Source organism: Gordonia sp. B8661-1, assembly GCF_059427765.1.
Genome location: NZ_JCAHRL010000008.1, coordinates 21,048 through 43,077 on the forward strand (window position 1 = coordinate 21,048; position 22,030 = coordinate 43,077).

19 protein-coding genes are annotated in these 22,030 nt (G+C 68.6%); 17 read left to right on the forward strand and 2 right to left on the reverse strand.

The genetic code is table 11. The features are described from left to right. Positions 1-273: 273 nt before the first annotated feature. Positions 274-1,869, reverse strand: a complete 1,596-nt coding sequence (locus AC4JJG_RS16325; RefSeq protein ID WP_495400305.1) for a phytoene desaturase family protein — start codon at positions 1,867-1,869, stop codon at positions 274-276. After that, the gene (locus AC4JJG_RS16330; RefSeq protein WP_495400306.1) at positions 1,866-2,513 is read right to left on the reverse strand and encodes a GNAT family N-acetyltransferase; all 648 of its coding nucleotides are present in this window, start codon (positions 2,511-2,513) and stop codon (positions 1,866-1,868) included. Before AC4JJG_RS16330 ends, AC4JJG_RS16325 begins: the two co-directional genes overlap by 4 nt. 304 nt (positions 2,514-2,817) lie before the next feature. Here AC4JJG_RS16330 and AC4JJG_RS16335 point away from each other — a divergent pair, with 304 nt between their 5' ends. The 17 genes from AC4JJG_RS16335 to AC4JJG_RS16415 all read left to right on the forward strand — a co-directional run bounded on the left by AC4JJG_RS16335 (position 2,818) and on the right by AC4JJG_RS16415 (position 21,982). After that, positions 2,818-3,309, forward strand: coding sequence for an SAV_6107 family HEPN domain-containing protein (locus AC4JJG_RS16335; RefSeq protein ID WP_495400307.1), 492 nt, complete (start codon positions 2,818-2,820; stop codon positions 3,307-3,309). Between the two features lie 200 nt (positions 3,310-3,509). Further along, positions 3,510-3,914: an SCO2097 family morphological protein gene (locus tag AC4JJG_RS16340; protein WP_495400308.1), complete on the forward strand. Its 405-nt coding sequence runs from the start codon at positions 3,510-3,512 to the stop codon at positions 3,912-3,914. Between the two features lie 460 nt (positions 3,915-4,374). Then, positions 4,375-4,815 carry a division/cell wall cluster transcriptional repressor MraZ gene (gene mraZ, locus AC4JJG_RS16345; protein WP_495400309.1) on the forward strand — a complete coding sequence of 147 codons (441 nt, stop codon included), beginning with the start codon at positions 4,375-4,377 and terminating at the stop codon, positions 4,813-4,815. A 298-nt stretch (positions 4,816-5,113) separates the two neighbouring features. After that, a complete protein-coding gene (rsmH, locus tag AC4JJG_RS16350; RefSeq protein WP_495400310.1) occupies positions 5,114-6,049 on the forward strand; it encodes a 16S rRNA (cytosine(1402)-N(4))-methyltransferase RsmH in 936 nt (311 codons plus the stop codon). Then, positions 6,046-6,915 carry a cell division protein FtsL gene (gene ftsL / locus AC4JJG_RS16355; RefSeq protein WP_495400311.1) on the forward strand — a complete coding sequence of 290 codons (870 nt, stop codon included), beginning with the start codon at positions 6,046-6,048 and terminating at the stop codon, positions 6,913-6,915. Before rsmH ends, ftsL begins: the two co-directional genes overlap by 4 nt. A 21-nt stretch (positions 6,916-6,936) precedes the next feature. Beyond that, entirely contained in the window at positions 6,937-8,856 is a 1,920-nt protein-coding gene (locus AC4JJG_RS16360) for a peptidoglycan D,D-transpeptidase FtsI family protein (protein WP_495400312.1), read from the forward strand. Positions 8,857-9,024: 168 nt separating this feature from the next. After that, complete coding sequence (locus AC4JJG_RS16365) at positions 9,025-10,620, forward strand: UDP-N-acetylmuramoyl-L-alanyl-D-glutamate--2,6-diaminopimelate ligase (protein ID WP_495400313.1); 1,596 nt, start codon at positions 9,025-9,027, stop codon at positions 10,618-10,620. Continuing rightward, the gene (locus tag AC4JJG_RS16370; RefSeq protein ID WP_495400314.1) at positions 10,617-11,075 is read left to right on the forward strand and encodes a UDP-N-acetylmuramoyl-tripeptide--D-alanyl-D-alanine ligase; all 459 of its coding nucleotides are present in this window, start codon (positions 10,617-10,619) and stop codon (positions 11,073-11,075) included. Before AC4JJG_RS16365 ends, AC4JJG_RS16370 begins: the two co-directional genes overlap by 4 nt. Positions 11,076-11,145: 70 nt before the next feature. Beyond that, positions 11,146-12,240 carry a phospho-N-acetylmuramoyl-pentapeptide-transferase gene (gene mraY / locus AC4JJG_RS16375; RefSeq protein ID WP_495400315.1) on the forward strand — a complete coding sequence of 365 codons (1,095 nt, stop codon included), beginning with the start codon at positions 11,146-11,148 and terminating at the stop codon, positions 12,238-12,240. 19 nt (positions 12,241-12,259) lie between these two features. Further along, complete coding sequence (gene murD, locus AC4JJG_RS16380; protein WP_495400512.1) at positions 12,260-13,789, forward strand: UDP-N-acetylmuramoyl-L-alanine--D-glutamate ligase; 1,530 nt, start codon at positions 12,260-12,262, stop codon at positions 13,787-13,789. Beyond that, positions 13,786-15,555: a putative lipid II flippase FtsW gene (ftsW, locus tag AC4JJG_RS16385; RefSeq protein ID WP_495400316.1), complete on the forward strand. Its 1,770-nt coding sequence runs from the start codon at positions 13,786-13,788 to the stop codon at positions 15,553-15,555. Before murD ends, ftsW begins: the two co-directional genes overlap by 4 nt. Positions 15,556-15,602: 47 nt before the next feature. Further along, a complete protein-coding gene (gene murG, locus AC4JJG_RS16390; RefSeq protein WP_495400317.1) occupies positions 15,603-16,796 on the forward strand; it encodes an undecaprenyldiphospho-muramoylpentapeptide beta-N-acetylglucosaminyltransferase in 1,194 nt (397 codons plus the stop codon). A 69-nt stretch (positions 16,797-16,865) separates the two neighbouring features. Further along, the gene (murC, locus tag AC4JJG_RS16395; RefSeq protein ID WP_495400513.1) at positions 16,866-18,359 is read left to right on the forward strand and encodes a UDP-N-acetylmuramate--L-alanine ligase; all 1,494 of its coding nucleotides are present in this window, start codon (positions 16,866-16,868) and stop codon (positions 18,357-18,359) included. After that, positions 18,356-19,060, forward strand: a complete 705-nt coding sequence (locus tag AC4JJG_RS16400) for a cell division protein FtsQ/DivIB (protein WP_495400318.1) — start codon at positions 18,356-18,358, stop codon at positions 19,058-19,060. Before murC ends, AC4JJG_RS16400 begins: the two co-directional genes overlap by 4 nt. 220 nt (positions 19,061-19,280) lie before the next feature. Beyond that, positions 19,281-20,480, forward strand: a complete 1,200-nt coding sequence (gene ftsZ / locus AC4JJG_RS16405; RefSeq protein WP_495400319.1) for a cell division protein FtsZ — start codon at positions 19,281-19,283, stop codon at positions 20,478-20,480. Between the two features lie 8 nt (positions 20,481-20,488). Further along, the gene (gene pgeF / locus AC4JJG_RS16410) at positions 20,489-21,199 is read left to right on the forward strand and encodes a peptidoglycan editing factor PgeF (protein WP_495400320.1); all 711 of its coding nucleotides are present in this window, start codon (positions 20,489-20,491) and stop codon (positions 21,197-21,199) included. A gap of 15 nt (positions 21,200-21,214) precedes the next feature. Then, a complete protein-coding gene (locus AC4JJG_RS16415; RefSeq protein WP_495400321.1) occupies positions 21,215-21,982 on the forward strand; it encodes a YggS family pyridoxal phosphate-dependent enzyme in 768 nt (255 codons plus the stop codon). Positions 21,983-22,030 lie beyond the last annotated feature (48 nt).

Genomic DNA, 22,030 nt, shown 5'->3' on the forward strand with positions numbered 1-22,030 from the left:
GGTCAGATATCGGAATGTGGGATCAAGTGTGCTGGTCCCGCGTATGAATGTGTCGATCATGTTGTTATCCGCGAACTGATTCGACGAATGAACATGTGTGTCCATGCCGCGGCAACAATGTGGTGAGAGTTCACATATTCCGGGTGATGACATGACCGTGACCCCGCGAATTATTGTCGATCGTCGACAACGGCCGAACGGAGGAGAACCCATATACGAAATCGTTATCGGTGTGCGCCGATGACGTAGGTCACTCCATGGTGGAAAGCATGCTCAGCGGCGCATCGCGAGCCGGGCGGCAATTCGGCCGCTCGCCCCGGTCACACCACCGCCGGGGTGCGTGGACGCACCGGCCAGGACGATCCCGGGCGCGCCCGGCACCCGGTGTCCGGACAGGTCGGGGTGCGGACGCCAGAAGAACATCTGGTCGATGCTCATCTCGACGTGCATGATGTTTCCGCCGATCAATCCGAGCTCGTTCTCGAGGTCCTCCGGCGTCTGAACATGCCGGTGGATGATGTGCTCGCCGAATCCCGGTGCGTACCGGTCGAGTTCGGCCTCGATCGCGGCCGCCGCGGCGGGTGCGGCGCCGGCCCAGCCGTGCCCGCCGGCGAGGTGCCGCGGGTGCCACTGCGCCCACACGTTGACGACGTGACGGTCCGGCGGGGCCAGGGTCGGGTCGATGGCCGAATAGCCCATCGCGACGCAGGCCGGCCGGTCGGGCAATTCACCGACCGATGCGGAGGCCTGTGCCCGGCGGAGTTGCGCCCGGTCGGTGACGAGGAGGCCGAGTCCCGAATGCACGCCGTGGGCGGGAAGGTCCGAGGGCAGGTCGGGATAGTCGGGCAGGGCGTCGGTGCCCAGCCGGAGTGCCATCCCGATGCCGTCGCCGACGACGATCTGGTTCCGCCATCGGCGCAGCGCGTCCGCGTCGTGGCCACCGGCGGCGAGCAGATCGAGTGTGGTGAGGATGTGGCAGGCGGCCACCACGCGCCGCGCACACTGACTGTCGCCGTCGTCGCCGGTGACCCGCCAGTGATCGCCGCATCGTTCGATGGAGGTGGCCGAGATCCCCGGGCGCAGTTCGCCGCCGTCGGTGGCGAGCCTGCTCAGCAGGGCCTCTGTCAGTGCGCCGCTGCCGCCGACCGCCCGTCCCGGCGGGATGTCGTGCTGTAATGCCGCGAAGCCGATCATCGGTGCGGTGCCGGGTGCGTTCATCGGGGGACCGGACTGGGCGCCGAACCAGGCGAGTGCGGCCTTGAGCGGTTCGGAGGTGAACCACCGATCGAGGAGGGCGTCGCCCGAGGCCATCAGTTCCTGGGTGAGAGACAGCATCCCGCCCGCCCGACGGCCGATCGGGCCGGTGCGGGCCGTCGTCGCCGTGGACGTCAGTCCGGTGAACGCGCGGGCGAATCGACCGGGATCGGCGGGGGCGTAGAAGGCCCGCATGACCGACCGCGCGCGGGGCCGCCACACGTCGACGAAGCGGCGATACGCGTCGGCGTCGGATGCGCCCACCGCGCGTTCGATGTTCCGGCAGGTGGCGTCGAGGTCGGTGCGGAACACGATCGGGCCGGTGGTGTCGGTTCCGGGGCTGAACGCCCAGGGATCGCAATCGATGTAGCGCAGGCCGTGGTCGGCGAGGCGGAGATCGTCGAGGATCGGGGAGTGCCGGATCATCAGATGTGCCGACGAGCCGCGATCGACGCGGTATCCCGGCCAGCGCGCGACGGTCGAGACCGCGCCGCCGGGGACCCCGTCGCGTTCGAGGACGCGCACCGAACGTCCGGCCTGCGCGAGGTAGCAGGCGGCGACGAGTCCGTTGTGTCCGCCGCCCACCACCACGACGTCGAGGCCGGGGTGTCTCATGGCCGCTGCTCGGGGAGTGGGAGGTGGCGGCCGAGGAAGGCGAACGGGCGGGGGTCACCGGAAAAGGTGAAGTGCCGCAACACGTCGACGAATCCGAGCCGCCGGTACAGACGCCACGCCCGGTTGTCCTCGGCCCCCACTTCGGGAGTCGACAGCAGGACGGTGCGTTCGGGACGGTCGGTGAGCAACCGGGCGAGCATCCACTGACCGACACCGCGTCCCTGCGCGGTCGGGTGCACGTGCAGTTCGGTGAGTTCGAAGTAGTCGTCGGTGATCTCGTCCACCGCGGACTCCGGAAGGCCCGCGTGCCGGAGCCCCAGTCGTAGTTGCTGATTCCACCACTGGTCGCGATTGCCCCGATAGCCGTAGGCGATGCCGACCAGCACCTCGGCGCCGTCCTCGGTGGCGACCGGGCGGGACAATCGGCGGCGGGCGTGCTGCGGGGCATGGATCTCGGTGGGCGAAACAGTGGCCACCGCACCCACCGCGCGCCAGCCCGGGCGTGCGATGTGTTCACGCCACAACCCGGCGCGCTGGAATTCGGTGCCTCGCGGGTAGTTCATCGCGGTGACGTAGATGTCGAGGGCAGGATCCAGCCAGATGCGGGAATCCTGACCGGTCAGGTCAACGAGACGGATCGTCACCGAACGTCGGTCCTCTCCACGTCCGTCCCTTGTCCGAGGTGTGGTCACACTGCTCGCCCGGGGACACTGCATTGTTCGACACTGTTTACTCTCCGGGCGCGCCGCGGTCTTGAAGGATCGCGGTGCGCTGGCTACTATTGAATCTGTCGAACGGGTGTTCGATGAACCAGCCTCCGCAAGCTGATCCGTCTCACCCCCGACACACCGACGCCGGTCCGGCGGCGAACGAGGGAAGCGTTTGCTGTCGGACCTGCGTTGTACAAAGCAGGTGTACGTCAGATCGACGACCCGCTGGAGGTGGAACATGGAGCACACGATGCGCACCCGCGCACGGAATGCGGCACGGCCCGCATCCGTCGATATCGACCCGATCGTGGTCGGTCGTGGTCGCGACCTCTTCGAGCGGGCCGAGAATCTCTTCGACAACGCCGACGGCGTGCCCGATCAGGCCGAGCGGTTCCGCCAGTTCTATCTCGCCGCGCTGCGGGCGGCAGGCGCCGCGCTGGAGATCTTCGAACCGTCCATCCGGCCGACCCGTCGGCGCGGCGCACGGAGCGCGTGGTCGCGGTTGCCCGTGGTGATCCCGGAATTCGCCGCCTACGCCGACTATTTCGCCGGGCGGTCACGGATGCGGCAGGACATCGAATCCGGGCTGGTACGCACGGTGGATGCGGCGACGGTCGGCGCGATGCGCACGAGGGTGATGGATCTCCTCGACGATGTCGACGGCCTGCTGATCGCCTATGAGCAAGGCAAACTTCCGCATCAGGCGCCCCATGTCGACCGCACGGCCTGAACCGGGGCCCAGCAGATATCGGTTGCGCTCGTCCGTTCGGAGGCTGCCTCCGGCGACCCAACGACGGGTAATGGTGGTCGCCGAAACGTTCTGCTCGTATCATGAGATCAGGGCCGTGACCGCGGCCATGCGACATCGACAGCTCGACACCTTCGCGCCGAGCAGTGGGTCGGGTCGATGGAGTCGAGTGAGGAGGGTCGGTGCCTCTTTCTGAGCACGAGCAGCGCATGCTCGAACAGATCGAAAGCGCGCTGTACGCCGAAGACCCGAAGTTTGCGTCCAACGTCAAACGTCGTCGATTCGGACAGTCCAGCGGGCGCCGTCGGTTGCAGGCCGTCGCCGTCTTCGTCGTCGGCCTTCTGTTGCTTGTCGGTGGATTGATCGTCGACGTGACGATCGGCGGCTTTCCGATCATCAGCCTGGTCGGATTCCTGGTGATGTTCGGTGCCGGGCTGATGGCACTGTGGGGCGGCGGGGCGAAAGGTCCGGCCGGCGCACCCCGGTCGGGTCGAGGCGCCGAACGCACCAGCCGGGCGGCCGCTCCGAAGCGGAAGTTCTCCGAGCGCATGGAGGACCGCTTCAATCGGCGCTTCGAACAGGAGTGAAGTCGAAACGCTCCGCGTGCCGCTGACGCGCGTCCCGGTGATCTCCGCCGTGTTCCACGCTCGGTGATTCCCTGAATCTCACAACAAAGGCCGTGCACCCTCTGAGGGTGCACGGCCTTCTTGTCTGTCCGGAGCATGATCCGGGCGTTCCCCACGATGCTCCACCGGTTCCCCCACGTCGCCCCACCGGGTTCCCCCACTTTGCCCCACCCATCTGCGTGAACAGCTATCACCAGTACCTTTAGTCGACTTTCGTATCGTCCGTCCCAGCCGGACACGCGCGCGACGCGCGGTGTCGAGATTCTTCCACCACCGGATTTTGGTGCTGTGAACTGCAGTTTTGCTGCGGTGTGGAGCGAGGGTGGGGGATTGGGGGTGGAAAGTGGTGGAAAGTGGGGTACTGTGGCGTCATCGGAACCGACAGACCGGATGTCGGAGCCGATGGGCAGGAGGTGTCGACATGTCCGTGAGGCTTGTCGGCACCTACACGCCGAAGTTGGACGACAAAGGGCGACTGACGTTGCCCGCGAAGTTCCGCGACGCGTTGGCAGGAGGGGTGATGGTCACACGAGGCCAGGACCGCAGCCTGTCGGTGTATCGGAACGAGGAGTTCGACGTCATCGCGGAGAAGACGATGGAGGCATCCCGTAACGATGCCGAGGCGCGAGCCTTCCAGCGGTACTACTTCGCGAGTGCGGACGAGCAGCGACCGGACGGGCAGGGGCGTATCACCCTTTCCGCCGGCCACCGCGAGTACGCAAACCTGTCCAAGGAGTGTGTGGTGATCGGCAGTTTCGATCACCTGGAGATCTGGGACGCGCAGGCCTGGCGTGACTACCAGTCTCAGCACGAGGAGAACTTCTCCGCCGCGGGTTCACCCGCGCTGGATTCGCTGCTCTAGCAACGGATCACGGCCGATGTCCCGCGAGCGCAGGGGATCGGGCGAGACGAGGCCTCGGCCCGGAGCGACCCTGGCGTACTTCCCCAACGCCAGGTTCGTGTCCGGGCCGGGACCCCGGTTCGCCGGTCCCGACCTCCTACAGTCCCCGCGACACACGATCACGCGACAGGGAGTACCAGAGCACAGTCCGAGGAGATGTTCGGTGGACACAGGCCACGATCACGACGGGTCAGAACCCGAGTCCGGTCAGCAGTCCACATCCTCGCGTCGCTCAGGCGAATTCGGTCACGTGCCGGTGATGGCTGAACGGATGATCGCACTTCTCGCGCCGTCGCTGGCCGATGATCGCCCCCGGATCGCGGTGGACGCGACACTCGGTGCGGGCGGCCACACCGAACTCCTTGCCCGGGCACATCCCGAGGTGCGCATCCTCGGCATCGATCGTGATACCTCGGCACTTGACATCGCGCGCACCCGTCTCGCCCCCTTCGGTGATCGCATCAGCTTCCACCACGCGCGGTTCGACCAGATCGGCGAAGTCCTGTCCGACGCGGGTATCGACCGCATCGATGCCGCGCTCTTCGATCTCGGCGTCTCGTCGATGCAACTCGACCGTCCCGACCGGGGATTCGCCTACTCGGTGGACGCTCCGCTGGACATGCGCATGGACGATTCGGAATCCCTCACCGCCGCAGAGGTTCTCAACACCTATTCACACGGGGAGCTGGCACGCGTCCTCAGCGAATACGGTGAAGAACGATTCGCGGGCAAGATCGCGTCGGCGGTTCTCCGGGAACGTGAGCGGGAACCGTTCACCACCAGCGCGCGACTGGTCGAACTCCTCTACGCCACCATCCCGGCGGCGACGCGACGTACCGGTGGCCACCCGGCGAAACGAACCTTCCAGGCCCTGCGCATCGAGGTCAATCACGAACTCGACGCGTTGCACCGGGCCATCCCGGCGGCACTCGACGCGCTCCGTGTCGGTGGCCGTGTCGCGGTGATGAGCTACCAGTCCCTGGAAGACCGGATAGTCAAGCGCGAGTTCGCAACCCGGACGACGTCGACATCACCTCGCGGCCTGCCGGTCGAATTACCGGGCTCCGCACCGGATTTCCGTCTCGTCACCCGCGGTGCCGAACGGCCGACCGATGAGGAACTCGCCGAGAACCCACGATCCGCACCTGTCCGGGTGCGGGTCATCGAACGTGTCGAGGACAAGGAGCGGGCATGACGGTCCTGGAAGACATCGATATCGAGAGCACCGAGCGTGCGGGGAAGACCCGCACCCGGGGCGCCGGGCGAGGTGGCCTGGATACCGTGCGGGAGAATCGCTCTCGCGCCGCGCAGCGCGCCATCGACCGGCGCAGGCGCCGACTGGACCGCGACGACCGTCAGGCCGGTCGCGCCGCCCGTCCGTCGCGTGCGGCGGTCTCTGCTCCGATTCGGCGCGGATTGCGGCAGCGGATCACCGGCATGCCCTTCGTGGTGCCGGTCCTGGCGCTGTTGGTGGTCGGACTCGGACTCAGCCTGTGGCTGTCGACCAAGGCCGCGCAGGATTCCTACCGGCTGGGGGTCGTACGCCAGGAGAATCAGTCGCTCGCCGACCGTCGTGACTCGCTCAAGCGTGACTACGAATCGGGTGATTCGGCACCGGAATTGTCCGACAAGGCATCTCGGCTCGGTCTGATTCCCGCGAAGAACCCGGCACGCATGGTCGTCGGAGCCGACGGGAAGGTGCGGATGATCGGCACTCCCGAGCCGGCGCGCGGAAAGTCGATGACCTCCATCAATCCGCCCAACCGGCCGGATCCGGTGGATTCGATCGATCCGAAGAAGGTGGACGACTCGCAGGGGCTGCCCGGCGGCGGCGCCACGACGTCGCCGGATCCTGCGACGCCATCGAATGCTCCTGATACACAGTCCGATTCGCGTCCGGATGCGGCGCCCCGGCCCGCGACGCCGTCGCCCGAGGGGGCCACACCGCCCGCCGGAGGGTCGCAGGCTGTGCCCGGTGCCACTCCGGCACCCAACGTGTTGCCCTCGGCGCCGGCGGCGGATCGTAACGCGCCGGGCGCAAATTCGGCGCGATCCCGCTAAGCCGGTGGACAATTGACAACCATGACACGTGCCGTCTTCCAGCGTTTCGACGCCGGGCCCAGTGGGCGGGGACGTCCCGGCCGTGGTGGTTCCGGAGGGTCGTCCGGCGCTGCCGGTGGCCCCGGTTCGGGTGGCCCCGGTGGCGTCAACCGGTTCCTCGGCCGTAGCCGGGTGGCCGGTGCGGTGGTGCTGATCGCGGTCATCGCGGTTGCCATCCGCATGATCGTGGTGCACACCATCGAGGCGCCGTCGATCGCCGCCGAGGCCGCGCAGCAGCGTGAGTACACGCAGGTGCTCACCGCGACGCGGGGAGCGATCCTGGACCGGAACGGGCGACCACTGGCCTACACCGACGAGGCGAAGTCACTGACGTTCCAGCCCAAGGCCGTTCGCACGTCCATCGACGAGGCGCGGAAGAAGGATCCGGCACTGCCCGGCGTCGACGAACGTCTCGGGGAGATCGCCAAGGGTGTGTCGTCGGCGCTGGGCGGCTCGATCAGCGAGGCCGACCTGCTGACCAAGCTCAAGAGCAACGACACGTTCACCTATCTCGCCCGTTCGGTCAGTCCGGAGGTCGCCGCCCGGATCCTCGACGAGTACCCGGAGGTGGGTGCCGACCCCCAGAGCATCCGCCTGTATCCCGGAGGTTCCCTGGGCGCCAACATCATCGGCGACGTCAACTACGACGGCAACGGACTGATCGGACTCGAGGCGTCGCTGGACTCCACACTCGCGGGCACCAACGGCTCCAAGACCTACGACCGTGGCTCGGACGGCGCGGTGATCCCCGGCAGCACCCGCAACGTGCATCCCGCGCTGAACGGCTCGACGGTCCGGTTGACCATCGACTCCGACATCCAGTGGTTCGTGCAGAGTCAGATCGCTGCGGCGAAGGCCGCCTCCGGCGCGCAGAACGCTTCGGCCGTCGTGCTCGACGCCCATTCCGGCGAAGTGCTCGCGATGGCGAACGACAACACCTTCAACGCCTCGGAACCCTTGGCGGAACAGAAGAATGCCGAACTCGGCAACCGCGCCGTCACCTCACCGTTCGAACCCGGCTCGGTGAACAAGCTGGTCGCGGCGGCAGCCGCCATCGAATACGGCGTGACCCGGCCCGACCAGGTCCACCGCGTGCCGGGCAGCATCCGCATGTCCGGGGTCACGGTCAACGACGCCTGGGCGCACGGCACCGAGCCGTATACGACCACCGGCATCTTCGGTAAGTCGTCCAACGTCGGCACGCTGATGATCGCGCAGAAGGTGGGCGAGAAGCGTTTCGCCGACATGCTGAGCAAATTCGGGCTCGGACAGCGCACCGGTGTCGGTCTGCCCGCGGAGAGTGCCGGGGAGGTGCCGGCACTGAGCCAGTGGTCCGGCGGTACCTTCGCCAACCTGCCCATCGGCCAAGGCCTTTCGATGACGCTGCTGCAGATGACCGCCATGTATCAGGCCATCGCGAATGACGGTCTGCGTATCCCGCCGCGGGTGATCGCCGCCGAACAGCGCGACGGACAGGACGCGGACCCCGCTCCGCGGCCGGACGGCATCCGGGTGGTGAGCCCGGAGACCGCACGTTCGGTCCGCGACATGTTCCGCGCGGTGCTGCAATCCGATCCGATGGGGGTCCAGCAGGGCACCGGCTCCAAGGGTGAGGTCAGCGGCTATCAGCTGTCCGGCAAGACCGGTACGGCACAGCAGGTGGACCCGGACTGTGGCTGCTACTCGAACTCGAGCTACAACATCACCTTCGCCGGGATCGCACCGGCGGACAGCCCGCGCTACGTGATCGGTCTGATGCTCGACAATCCGAAGCGCAGCTCGGACGGCACCGGTGGGCAGTCGGCGGCACCACTGTTCGGGACCATCACCTCGTGGCTGATGCAGCGCGACCGGGTGCCGGTGTCCCGCCCGGCTCCGCGCCTGACACTCGAAGCACGGTGACCGGGACCCCGCCGACCCGATAGCGCCCCGACCCGATAGCGCCCCGACCCGGCAGCGCAAGAACCGGATCGATGACGGGTATCGTGAGTGCGTTCTCCGTGGGCCCACCCGGCCCGCCCGATCCGGATCCACCGATCCGTCCGACCCGCGAGGAGGCGAGAGATAGCGATGGCGTCCACTCGCCGTAACCGGCAGTCACCCGATCCGTTCCGTCCGTCGTCGGTCGTGCCGACCCCGGTGACCGTGCTGTCCGCGGCCACCGGAGCGCGTATCGACCTGATCGGCGGGGCAACCGCCGATTTCGAGGTGACCGGTGTGACCCTGCGGGCGCAGGAGGCCCGGCCCGGAGATCTGTTCGCGGCCCTCCCGGGGACCAGCACCCACGGTGCACGATTCGCCGACGCCGCGGTCGCCGCGGGGGCGACGGCCATCCTCACCGACAGTGCGGGGCGCGCCGAGTTGACCGGCGTCCTGGGACCCGACGCCGCGTGTGCGGTACTGGTCCACCCGGAACCACGGGCGGTGCTGGGGCAACTCAGTGCACGGATCTACGGCTATCCCTCGCAGCGACTCAAGCTGATAGGCATCACCGGCACCTCCGGCAAGACCACCACCTCCTACATGGTGGAGTCCGCGCTGATGGCGGCAGGCCATTCGGTCGGTCTGATCGGCACCGTGCAGACCCGCATCGACGGTGTCGCCCAGCCCAGCGCACTGACCACGCCGGAGGCGCCCACTCTGCAGGCGCTGCTGGCGACGATGCTGGAACGCGGGGTGGACGCCGTCGTCATGGAGGTGTCCAGCCACGCACTCGAACTCGGACGGGTGGATGGCGCACAGTTCGCGATCGGGGCCTTCACCAATCTGTCCCAGGATCATCTGGACTTCCACCACACCATGCGTGCCTACTTCGAGGCGAAGGCGCGGCTGTTCGCGCCCGGATCGTCCACACGGGCGCTGCGTTCGATCATCTGCGTCGACGACGAGTGGGGGCGGCGCATGGCGGACGTGGCGCGTTCGGATCGCCAGACCACGCCGGTCACCGTGTCCACCGGCGAGATCCCGGCGCAGTGGCACGCGGGCCCGTCGAGCGTCGACCCGGACGGTGTCCAGCACGCCGTGTGCAGCGGTCCGGGAGACGTGCAGGTGGACCTGACGGTGCCCCTGCCGGGACGATTCAACATCGCCAACGCGGCGCTGGCCCTGAGCATCGCGGTGGCCGCAGGCGTGCCGGTGTCCACCGCGACCGAGGCCATCGCCGGGATCGCGGTGCCCGGACGACTCGAGCGGGTCGATCGGGGTCAGGAGTTCCTGGTCGTCGTCGACTATGCGCACAAGCCCGCCGCGCTCGACGCGGTGATCGCCACGCTGCGTGAGCAGATCCGTGGGCGGCTCGCGGTGGTCGTCGGCGCCGGTGGCGATCGCGACACCGGAAAGCGCCCGATGATGGGCGAGATCGCGGCACGCGGCGCCGAGCTCGCGATCATCACCGACGACAATCCCCGCACCGAGGACCCGGCGGCCATTCGTGCCGAGGTCCTCGCCGGTGCGCAGGCCGTCGCCGGGCCGCGCGGCGAGATCCGCGAGGTCGGCGACCGGGCCGAGGCCATTCGTGCGGCGATCGCGTGGGCGCAGCCCGGCGATGCGGTTCTGATCGCGGGCAAGGGCCATGAGACGGGGCAGGAGATCGACGGGGTGAAGCATCCCTTCGACGATCGGATCGTCGCGGGTGTGGCGCTGGGCGATGACGAGGCGCAGGCGTGAGCGTCGGACCGACCGTGCTGGTCGTCGATGCTCCGGCGTCGGTCGCGGACGTACGCGCGCGGTTGCGTGATCTCGCCGACACGGCCGCCACGGCACGGGGGGCAGACGGGCCGGTGCGGACCTGGGCGGTACTGGGCGAACTGACCGTCGACCCCGGTCGCACGGAGAACGAGGCGGTCGTCGACCATGACCTGGTCGGACGGCAGGCGGTACGCCTCGCGGTCGACAAGACGCTGTGTGTGGGCGACTCGCGAGCCGTGCGCGCGCTGCATCAGGGAGCCGTTATGGAAGGCTCCTGGGGTGACGAAGTCCGGATGGTGGGTTCGGTGGACGACGCACGTGACGTGCTGACCTCCGGGGACGACTGGGTTCCGGGCCAGGGGGATGTGGTTCTGATCGCGGCTTCGTCGCCGGAACTGACCTCGCTGCGTGACCTCTGGCGGTCCGGCGAATGACGAGACGAGAGAGAGTTACACGAGTGACGCGAGCGCGAATGACGGCTGTGTGCACGCGGAGGCAGGCCCGGTGACCCAGATCCTGATCTCCGGTGGCATCGCGATCGCGGTGTCCATCCTGCTCACCCCGATATTGATCCGTGTGTTCTCCCGGCAGGGATTCGGCCAGGAGATCCGCGTCGAGGGACCCCAGAGTCACCAGACCAAGCGTGGCACCCCGTCGATGGGCGGCGTCGCGATCCTCGTCGCGCTCTGGGCCGGTTATCTCGGTTCCCACCTGGTCGGCTACTTCACCGGCGGTTCCGGCATCACCGCCTCCGGACTCCTCGTGCTGGGTCTCGCGACCGCGCTCGGCGCCGTCGGGTTCCTCGACGACATCATCAAGATCCGCAAGCATCGCAACCTCGGTCTCAACAAGACCGCGAAGTCGATCGGCCAGTTCGTCGCGGCCATCCTGTTCGGCATCCTGGTGCTGCAGTTCCGCAACGACGCCGGATACACACCGGCCAGCCCCTATCTCTCGTATGTACGCGACATCGACGTGATCTCGATGTGGTCGGTGGCCTTCGTGATCTTCTGCTGGCTGGTCGTCGCGGCGTGGTCCAACGCGGTCAACTTCACCGACGGACTCGACGGCCTGGCCGCGGGGTCGATGGCGATGGTGCTCGGCTCCTATGTGCTGATCACCTTCTGGCAGTACCGGAACGCGTGTGCGGGCGGCGCGAAGGCCCCCGAGGAGATCACGCCCGGCTGCTACGTGGTGCGTGATCCGCTCGACCTCGCCCTGATCGCGGTCGCCGGCGGCGGAGCATGCCTCGGATTCCTGTGGTGGAACGCCGCGCCGGCGAAAATCTTCATGGGTGACACCGGCTCGCTCGCCCTGGGCGGCATGTTGGCCGGCATCTCCATCTGCACCCGCACGGAGCTGCTCGCCGTCGTCATCGGCGCGCTGTTCGTCGCGGAGATCGTCTCGGTGGTCATCCAGATCGCCTTCTTCCGTACCACCGGGCGGCGCGTCTTCCGGATGGCGCCGTTCCACCATCACTTCGAACTCGGTGGCTGGGCGGAAACCACGGTGATCATCAGATTCTGGTTGCTCACGGCGATCGCCTGCGCGCTCGGCCTGTCGTTGTTCTACAGCGAATACCTCGCCGTCCGTGGCTGACCGGGATCTCGCGGAGACGATGTTCGCCGGACGCCGGGTCCTGGTGGCGGGTGCGGGGACCGCGGGTACGTCCGCGGCACGCTATCTGCTCACCGTCGGTGCGCGGGTCACCGTGGCGGACAAGCGATTCGGCGACGACGAGGAATCGCGTTCCGGTGAGTTGGCCGATGCCGGCGCGCGACTCGTGCCGATGGATGCGGTCACCGAGCACGCCGACTGGATCGGGGAGACCGACCTGGTGATCGTCTCCCCGGGATTCGCGCCCACACATCCGGTGCCGTCCCGCGCGGCGGATGCGGGCATCGACGTCTGGGGCGAGGTGGAACTGGCCTGGCGCGTCGACCGGGCCGGACTGCTGGGACCGCCTCGGACGTGGCTGGTCGTCACCGGGACGAACGGCAAGACCACCACCACGTCCATGCTCACCGAGATCATGGGCTCGGCCGGGGCGGCGACCGAAGCCTGCGGCAACATCGGGCTGCCGGTCCTCGACGCGATGCGCCGGACGCCACGTGTCGACGTCCTGTGCGTCGAACTGTCGTCGTTCCAGTTGCACTGGGCGTCATCGATCGCGCCGGATGCCGGTGTGGTGCTCAACATCGCCGACGATCATCTGGACTGGCACGGCTCCTTCGACGCGTATGCGCAGGCGAAGGGTATCGCCCTGCAGGGCGCGATCGGCGTCGTCGGCCTCGACGATCCGGTGGCCGCCGCATTGCGGGTGTCCGGCAGGCGCGTGGGATTCACCCTGGGTTCACCGGCGGCGGGCGAGGTCGGCGTGGTCGACGGCATGATCGTGGACCGGGCCTTCGGTGCCGATGCCCGCGACGTGGTCGAGGTGGATGCGATCCATCCGGCGGGGCCGTCGGGGCTGGCCGACGCACTGGCCGCGACGGCGCTCGCGCTGTCGACGGGAGCCGCACCCGAACCCGTCGCGGCGGCGTTGCGTGCGTTCCGGCCCGCCGCACACCGGGGAGAGGTTGTCGCCGTGCGCGACGGCGTGATCTTCGTCGACGACTCGAAGGCGACCAATCCGCACGCCGCCGAGGCCGCGATCGCCGCGCATCCCCGGGTGGTCCTCATCGCGGGGGGACTACTCAAGGGTGCCGAGGTCGACGGGCTCGTCCGGCGGATGCGCGCACGGCTGGCGGCGGTGGTCGCCATCGGCGCCGATCGTGACCTGATCGTCGAGGCGATTACGCGACACGCCCCAGAAGTCCCAACAGTCACAGTATTCACAGGGGACGATGGGGGCGTGACTGTTCAGTGTGCGACCCCGGCCGTCGACGATCTGCTCGGCGGAATCCCGGCCGAACCGGCCCCGGCGGCTACCGGCGACGTGAGCCGAGCCGTCGCCGTGATGAACGGCGCGGTCTCGGTGGCCGCCCGATTCGCGCAGGCCGCGCCGGGGGATCCGGTCGACGCCGTGCTGCTGGCGCCGGCGGCGGCGTCCCTCGACATGTTCCCGGGCTACGGAGCCCGCGGTGACGCCTTCGCATCCGCGGCACGGGCACTCCCCGGCGCCGTCGAGCCGGAACCGGCACGATGACCAGCCGCCTCGAGACCGCCGAACGCCGACGGACTCGGCGGGGCGAGAGCACGGACGGCGCCGCGACGACCGGCACGAAGGCGGAGAACGGCAAACGCGCCACCGGTGCGACGACCAAGGCCGCGGAGAAGAAGGCGGCCGCGAAAAAGGTTGTCGCCGAGGGTGCGTCGTCGTGGCCTGCCGCCATCGGCGAGGCCGCGCGCAATCTGCTGGCACGCCCGCTGGCGTCCTATCACCTGATCCTGACCATGGCGTTCCTGCTGACCGTGTTCGGCCTGGTCATGGTGTTGTCGGCGTCGTCGGTCGAGGGGTACTCGAAGGAGGGATCGGCGTACGGGCTGTTCGCGACCCAGGTGACATTCGCCTTCCTCGGGCTCGTGGTCTTCTACGTGATGCTCCGGATGCCGGTGCGTATGCTGCGCCGCCTGGCCGCGCCGATGATGATCGTCACGACGATCCTGCTCGCACTGGTGCTGGTCCCGGGTATCGGCACGCTCAGCCAGGGCGCCCGCCGCTGGTTCGTGATCGGTGGCCTGTCGGTACAGCCGTCCGAGCTCGTGAAGGTCGCGTTGTGCGTCTGGGGCGCACACCTCCTCGCCTCCCGTAAGCGGGAGAACGCGTCCCTCAAGGAACTGCTGATCCCGCTTCTGCCGGTGGCGTTGCTGGTCTGTCTGCTGATCATCCTGGAACCCAACCTGTCCACCACGATCACCATCGCCATCATCGTCGGCGCACTGCTCTGGTTCGCGGGTCTGCCCGTCAAGGTGTTCCTCGGATTCGCCGCCGCCGGTGCGGCCATCGCCGTCGGACTGGCGCTCGTCGAGGGCTACCGATCACAGCGCGTGATGAGCTTCCTCGGCAACATCGACGATCCGCAGGGCGCGGGCTACCAGGCCCGGCAGGCGACCTACGCGCTGGCCAACGGCGGCATCTTCGGTGTCGGCCTGGGCCAGAGCCGCGCGAAATGGAACTATCTGCCGAACGCGCACAACGACTTCATCTTCGCCATCATCGGCGAGGAACTCGGGCTCGTGGGTGGCCTCCTGGTGGTCATCCTCTTCGCACTGCTGGCGTTCATCGGATTCCGCATCGCCACGCGGTCGGTCGATCCGTTCCTTCGCCTGATGTCGGCGACCATCACGGTGCTCATCACCGCGCAGGCGTTCATCAACATCGGCTATGTGATCGGGTTGCTGCCGGTGACCGGTATCCAGCTGCCACTGCTGTCGGCGGGCGGTACGTCGACACTCACGGTGCTCGCGATGCTTGGCCTGCTGGCCAACGCGGCACGGCACGAACCCGAAGCCGTGGTGGCCCTGTCCGGCGGGGACACCAGCAGGTTCGGCAGGTTGCTTCGTCTCCCGCGGCCGGAGGCCTATCGGCCCGCGCGCGCGGGATCGTCGCGGCGGCGCAGCGGTCAGCCGTCCGCCGAACCGGGCCGTGGCGTTCGCGGCGGTGGCGCGCCGGTCTCGCCCGAGGCATCCCGCTGGGCATCCCTGGGCCGTCGACTCCGTGGTGGCCGGCCGGCCGAGCCCGCGCCCGGAAAGCGGGGGACACCACAGCGGGCACCTCGCGCGTCGGCCGTACGGGTCGACTACCGTACGGGGTATTCGGGGACCGGCGGCCGGTTCGACGAACCCTCGGGTTCATCGGCACGTCAGCCGGGTCACTACCGTCGGTACGCGGGCTCATCGGGTGATCGGTGGACCGCTGATCGGTACCGGACCGGACACCGGTCGTCGGGGAGCCGGGATCACCGGCGGTGATCTGTCCTTCGGTAATCGGTCGAGAGTGAATGGGAAGTAGGACACCGGTGAGTGCTGTGCTGGGCCGCTCGGGATCGGAACGGCCGCTGTCGGTGGTCGTCGCCGGCGGCGGGACGGCCGGCCATATCGAACCGGCGCTGGCCGTCGCCGACGCCGTCACGCATCTGGATCCGACCGCACGGGTCACGGCACTGGGCACCACACGCGGCCTGGAGACGACGCTGGTCCCGGAGCGCGGCTACGACCTGCAGCTGATTCCGCCCGTGCCGTTGCCGCGCAAGCCGGGACTCGAACTGGCGAAGACCCCGGGACGGTTGATCTCGGCGGTGGCCGGGGCACGTTCGGTCCTCGCCGACGTCGGTGCCGACGTCATCGTCGGCTTCGGCGGTTATGTCTCGATCCCGGCCTACCTCGCGGCGCAGATGCATCTGCGGGCGAGCCGCCGGCCGCCGATCGTGATCCACGAGGCGAACGCGAGCGCGGGTATCGCGAACAAGGTGGGGGCTCGATTCGCCGACCGGGTAATGGCCGCCGTGCCCGGATCCGGATTGGATGCCGACGTGGTGGGCATCCCGGTTCGGGGCGTGATCGCCGAACTCGACCGTCCCGCGCTGCGGGCGCAGGCCCGCCACTACTTCGGTCTCGCCGAGGACGCGCCGACGCTGCTGGTCTTCGGCGGATCACAGGGGGCGTTGCGCCTCAACGAGGCGGTTGCGGGTGCGTCGGAGGCGCTCGGTGCGGCCGGTATCGGCGTCCTGCACGCCTTCGGCCCGAAGAACTCGATCAACCCGACCACGCCGGTGGGTGCGCCACCGTATGTCGGTGTCGGATACCTCAAGCGTATGGATCTGGCGTACGCCGCGGCGGATCTGGTGATCTGCCGGTCCGGCGCGATGACCGTCGCCGAGATCTCGGCGACCGGTCTGCCCGCGGTGTATGTGCCTCTGCCACATGGCAATGGGGAGCAACGGCTCAACGCGCTGCCCATCGTCGAGGCCGGGGGAGGGCTCCTGCTCGACGACGCCGAGCTGACCGCCGACTGGGTGGCCCGCGAGGTCCCCGCGCTGCTCGCCGACACCGATCGGCTCGCCGCGATGTCGGCCGCCGCGACCGGCACCGGTCATCGTGACGCCGCGGCGTCGGTGGCCCGCGCCGCGCTGGAGCTGGCCGCCGAATTCCGGGCGGGCCGTCATCACCGTCCGCTCCGCGCGGCGCTGCACGCACCGGGATCGGGGGCCTGAGGCGTGGACATCTCCTCCGAACGGCAGCCCGAGGCCGGTGCCCTGCCCCAGCATCTGCGCCGCGTGCACATGGTCGGCATCGGTGGTGCCGGCATGAGTGGACTCGCACGCATCCTCCTGGCCCGGGGCGGGCAGGTGTCGGGTTCGGACGCGAAGAACAGCCGCGCCATCCTCGAATTGCGGACGCGTGGTGCACGGGTCCAGGTCGGGCACGATCCGTCCGCGCTGGATCAGATACCCGGCGGACCGTCGGTCGTCGTCACCACGCATGCCGCCATCCCGAAGACCAATCCGGAACTGGTGGCCGCCCGGTCGCGCGACATCCCGATCCTGCTGCGTCCCGTCGTCCTCGCGGACCTGATGGGGGGCTACCGCACACTGCTCGTGGCGGGGACGCACGGCAAGACCTCGACCACCTCGATTTCTGTTGTGGCTCTGCAGAACTGCGGTATGGACCCGTCGTTCTCGGTGGGCGGCGAACTGAACGAGTCGGGCACCAACGCACACCACGGGAGCGGCGACGTCTTCGTGGCCGAGGCCGACGAGAGCGACGGCTCGTTGCTGGAATACAGCCCGGATGTCGTGGTGGTCACCAACATCGAGGCCGATCACCTCGATCATTTCGGCACCCGCGAGGCCTACGTCCGGGTCTTCGACGACTTCGCCGACCGGATCCGCCCGGGGGGTGCGCTGATCGTCTGCCTCGACGACGAGGGGTCGGCGGCGCTGGGCGGGCGTTGTGCCGAGCGTCTGGCCGAGCGCGGTATCGACGTATTCGGGTACGGCGAGGGACGATTCGCCGACCTGGCACCCGGGGTCGACCACGCCGTCGTCCTGGATTCGTGGTCGGCACAGGGCGCGGGCGGCCTCGCGCAGGTGCGATTCGCCGAATCGCTTGCCGGGGCACCGGTTGAGGCCACGCTGCGGTTGACCGTTCCGGGTATCCATATGGCGTGCAACGCCATCGGTGCGGCGGCGGCGTGTATGCGGATCGGCGGCGACCCCACCCGGGTACTGGCCGGCGTCGAGGGTTTCGGCGGAGTCCGCAGGCGATTCGAGCTTCGCGGGCGCGCGGGCGGAGTCGACGTGTACGACGACTACGCACATCATCCGACGGAGGTGCGCGCGGTGCTCACCGCGGCGCGTCTGGCCATCGGCGACCCCGCCGACGACGACGAGACCGCCCGACGGGTCATCGCGATCTTCCAGCCCCATCTCTATTCGCGCACGGCCGATTTCGCCGAGGAATTCGCGGCGGCACTCGACCTCGCGGATCAGGTCATCGTCGCCGACGTCTTCGGGGCACGCGAGGAACCGGTGCCCGGTGTCAGCGGCGCGACGATCGCCGACCACGTGCATCGGCCCGTCGTCTTCCAGCCTGACCTGTCCGCTTTGGCCGACACCGTCGCCGACCTCGCCCGTCCCGGCGACTTGGTGCTGACGCTCGGTGCGGGCGACATCACGATGCAGGGCCCGGAAATCCTCGCCGCGATCGAGGCACGGGCCGGGGACGGCGAGGGCCGGGGCGAGCAGGGGACGGCACCGGCGGGACGATCCCGATGACGCGCGGCGGCCGGGGACGGCGCCGGTCGCGGCTGCTGCTCGGGACCGTCGCGGTGATCGTGCTGGTCGTCGCGCTGGGGCTGGTCGCCTATTTCAGTCCGCTGATGTCCGTGCGCAGTACAGAGGTCCGGGACAACCGTGCGGTCCCGTCGGATCAGATCCTGGATGCCGCACGGGTCGATCAGGGCACGCCGCTGCTGCAGGTCGACACCAGGCAGGTCGCGCAGCGGATCGCCGCGATCCCGACCGTCGCCTCCGCACGCGTACAGCGGTCGTATCCGTCGACGCTGACGATCACGATCGTGGAGCGGCAGCCCGTGGCGACCGTCACCGACGGTGAGAAGACCCATGTCCTCGATCGCACCGGCGTCGGATTCCAGACCTTCGAGAAGAGCACCGGGATACCGCCGGAGGTCAACCGCCTGCCGACGCTCGACACCCCGCATGCCGGGCCGTCGGATCCGACGACCCGAGCCGCGCTCGGTGTGGTCGCGGACCTGCCGCCGGAGATCGCCCGGCTCATCACGCGAGTCGAGGCGTCATCGCCGGTCGACATCCAGTTCACGTTGCGGGGCAACAGGACAGTCGTGTGGGGCGACGACGAACGCGGACCGGAGAAGGCCCGCACCCTCAAGGCCTTGTTGACACGGCAGGCGACGAAGTTCAACGTGTCGAGCCCGGAATTCCCGGCCTATAGCTGAGGTTTCGGGTTTCCGGTGAGCGCGCTCACGGGAAATGGGCCGCCGGGGAAGAAAATTGGCCCTCGCGCCGAAAAACTTGCAGTCATCTTCGCGACACGCCGCCCGGTTGCTGGCGACCGCGCGGGTCGATGCCTAGCGTCAAGCCCAACACGGATCTACTTGACATAACTCTAAATCTATGGTTCAGGTTTAGGGTTTGACCGACACGAGGAGGGCGGACATGACGCCACCGCACAACTACCTGGCCGTCATCAAGGTTGTCGGCATCGGCGGCGGCGGCGTGAACGCCGTCAACCGAATGATCGAACAGGGCCTCAAGGGCGTGGAGTTCATCGCGATCAACACCGATGCCCAGGCCCTGCTGATGTCCGACGCCGACGTCAAACTCGACGTCGGTCGCGACTCGACCCGCGGTCTCGGCGCGGGTGCCGACCCGGAGGTCGGTCGTCGCGCCGCCGAGGACGCCCGCGACGAGATCGAGGAGCTCCTCAAGGGAGCCGACATGGTCTTCGTCACCGCGGGCGAGGGTGGTGGCACCGGAACCGGCGGTGCGCCGGTCGTGGCATCCATCGCGCGCAAACTCGGCGCCCTGACCGTCGGTGTGGTGACCCGGCCGTTCTCCTTCGAGGGCAAGCGCCGCGGCGGTCAGGCCGACGCGGGCATCACCGCGCTGCGCGAGTCCTGCGACACCCTGATCGTGATCCCGAACGACCGGCTGCTGCAGCTCGGCGACGCCCAGGTGAGCTTGATGGACGCCTTCCGCAGTGCCGACGAGGTGCTCCTCAACGGTGTCCAGGGCATCACCGACCTGATCACCACGCCCGGCCTGATCAACGTCGACTTCGCAGACGTCAAGGGTGTGATGAGCGATGCGGGCAGCGCCCTCATGGGCATCGGCTCGGCACGTGGAGACGACCGCGCCAAGAAGGCCGCGGAATCGGCGATCAACTCGCCGCTGCTCGAGGCGTCGATGGAGGGCGCCCGCGGTGTGCTGATCTCCATCGCGGGTGGCAGTGACCTCGGCCTGTTCGAGATCCACAACGCGGCCACGCAGGTCCAGGAAGCCGCCCACGAGGACGCGAACATCATCTTCGGCACCGTCATCGACGACAACCTCGGCGACGAGGTGCGCGTCACGGTGATCGCCGCCGGGTTCGACGGCGGTGCACCCCGGAAGCGGTCCGACGCGCCCGGTGCGGCAGCGGGTTCCGGAGCTTCGACGATCGGCAAGGCGCAGGCGGGCTCGGTGTCGGCGAACACCACCTCCAACGATCCGCTGTTCGGCACCATGCCGGCCAATGCGCAGGCGGGTGATCCGTTCGCCGACCAGCAGCAGGAGGCAGCACCGGAGCCGCCGCGCCGCAACAGCGTCACGCTCGATGACGACGACGTGGACGTGCCGTCGTTCATGAAGCGCTGAGCCCGGCCATGCGGGTACGCCGCGTGGTCACGGGTCGACGGGGTGGCGTGTCGAAGCCGCCCTACGACACGTTCAACCTGGGCGATCACGTCGGGGACGATCCGAAGGCGGTGGCCGCCAACCGGATTCGACTCGCCGAACACCTCGGTCTGCCCGCTGATCGCGTGATCTGGATGGAACAGATCCACGGCCGGAACGTCGAGGTCGTCACCGGGCCGGTGGACGGTCCGCTGCCCGCGACCGACGCCGTGGTCACCGCGGAACCCGGTCTCGCTCTGGCCGTGCTGAGCGCCGACTGCACGCCGGTCCTGCTCAGTGACGACGAGGCGGGCGTGATCGGTGCCGCGCATGCCGGCCGCGTGGGCGCCCGCATCGGGATCGTGCCGGAAACCGTGCGCGCCATGGTCGAACTCGGTGCCCGTCCGGAACGGATGAAGGTGTTGCTGGGCCCCGCGGTCGCCGGACGCAATTACGAGGTGCCGCCGGAGATGCAGCGCGACGTCGAGGCGCACCTGCCGGGCAGTGCGTGCACGACCACGCGCGGAACCACCGGTATCGACGTGCGGGCCGGACTGCTGCGGCAGCTCGTCGAGGCGGGGATCGAGTCCGTCGACGTCGATCCGCGGTGCACCGTCGAGGATCCGGAACTGTTCAGTCATCGACGGACGGCGCCCACGGGGCGGTTGGCGTCGGTGATCTGGCTGGACCCGGCGGGATGACGGAGGCGATCGTCCATGGCTGAGGAACGCGGCGGGGTGCGGCTCGACGGGGATGATCGCACTCGCGAACTGGCAGAACGATATTCGGCGGCCAGGATGCGTCTCGACGATGCGGTCGCTGCTGCCGGTCGCGCTCCGGGATCGGTGCGTCTGATGGTCGTCACCAAGTACTTCCCGGCCGACGACGTCCGTCGTCTGCTGGGACTCGGCGTCCGGACCTTCGGCGAGTCCCGCGAACCCGAGGCGGGGCGCAAGGTCGCCGATCTCGCACCCGAACTCTCGGAGCTGTCGGAGCCCGCCACCTTCGACATGATCGGGACAGTCCAGTCAAAGAAGGCGAAAACGATTGCCGGATGGGCGGATTCGGTCGATTCGGTAGACCGTGTGAAGGTGCTGGACGCATTGTCCCGGGCGAGTGTGTCCGCACTGGATACCGGGGAGCGGTCGTCGGCCCTCGGTGTGCTGTTGCAGGTCAGTCTCGACGGCGATCCGCAGCGCGGGGGAGTCGTGGAGTCCGACCTGCCCGAACTGGCCGACCGGGCGATGGCCGCCGACGGGCTGGACCTGCGGGGGCTGATGGTGATCGCGCCGGTCGACGGGGATGCGGACCGCTGGATGGCGCGTGCGGCGGAGATCGCCGCCGGCTTCCGTGCGCGATACCCCGAGGCCGGGGAGCTGTCGGCGGGGATGTCCGGGGACCTGGAGGAGGCCGTGCGACACGGCTCGACATGCGTGCGTGTCGGTACCGCAATCATGGGTGCGCGGCCGCTACTCTCTCAGTAATCACATTGGTCACACCAGAACCAACGAGCACACAAATCAACAAATGCA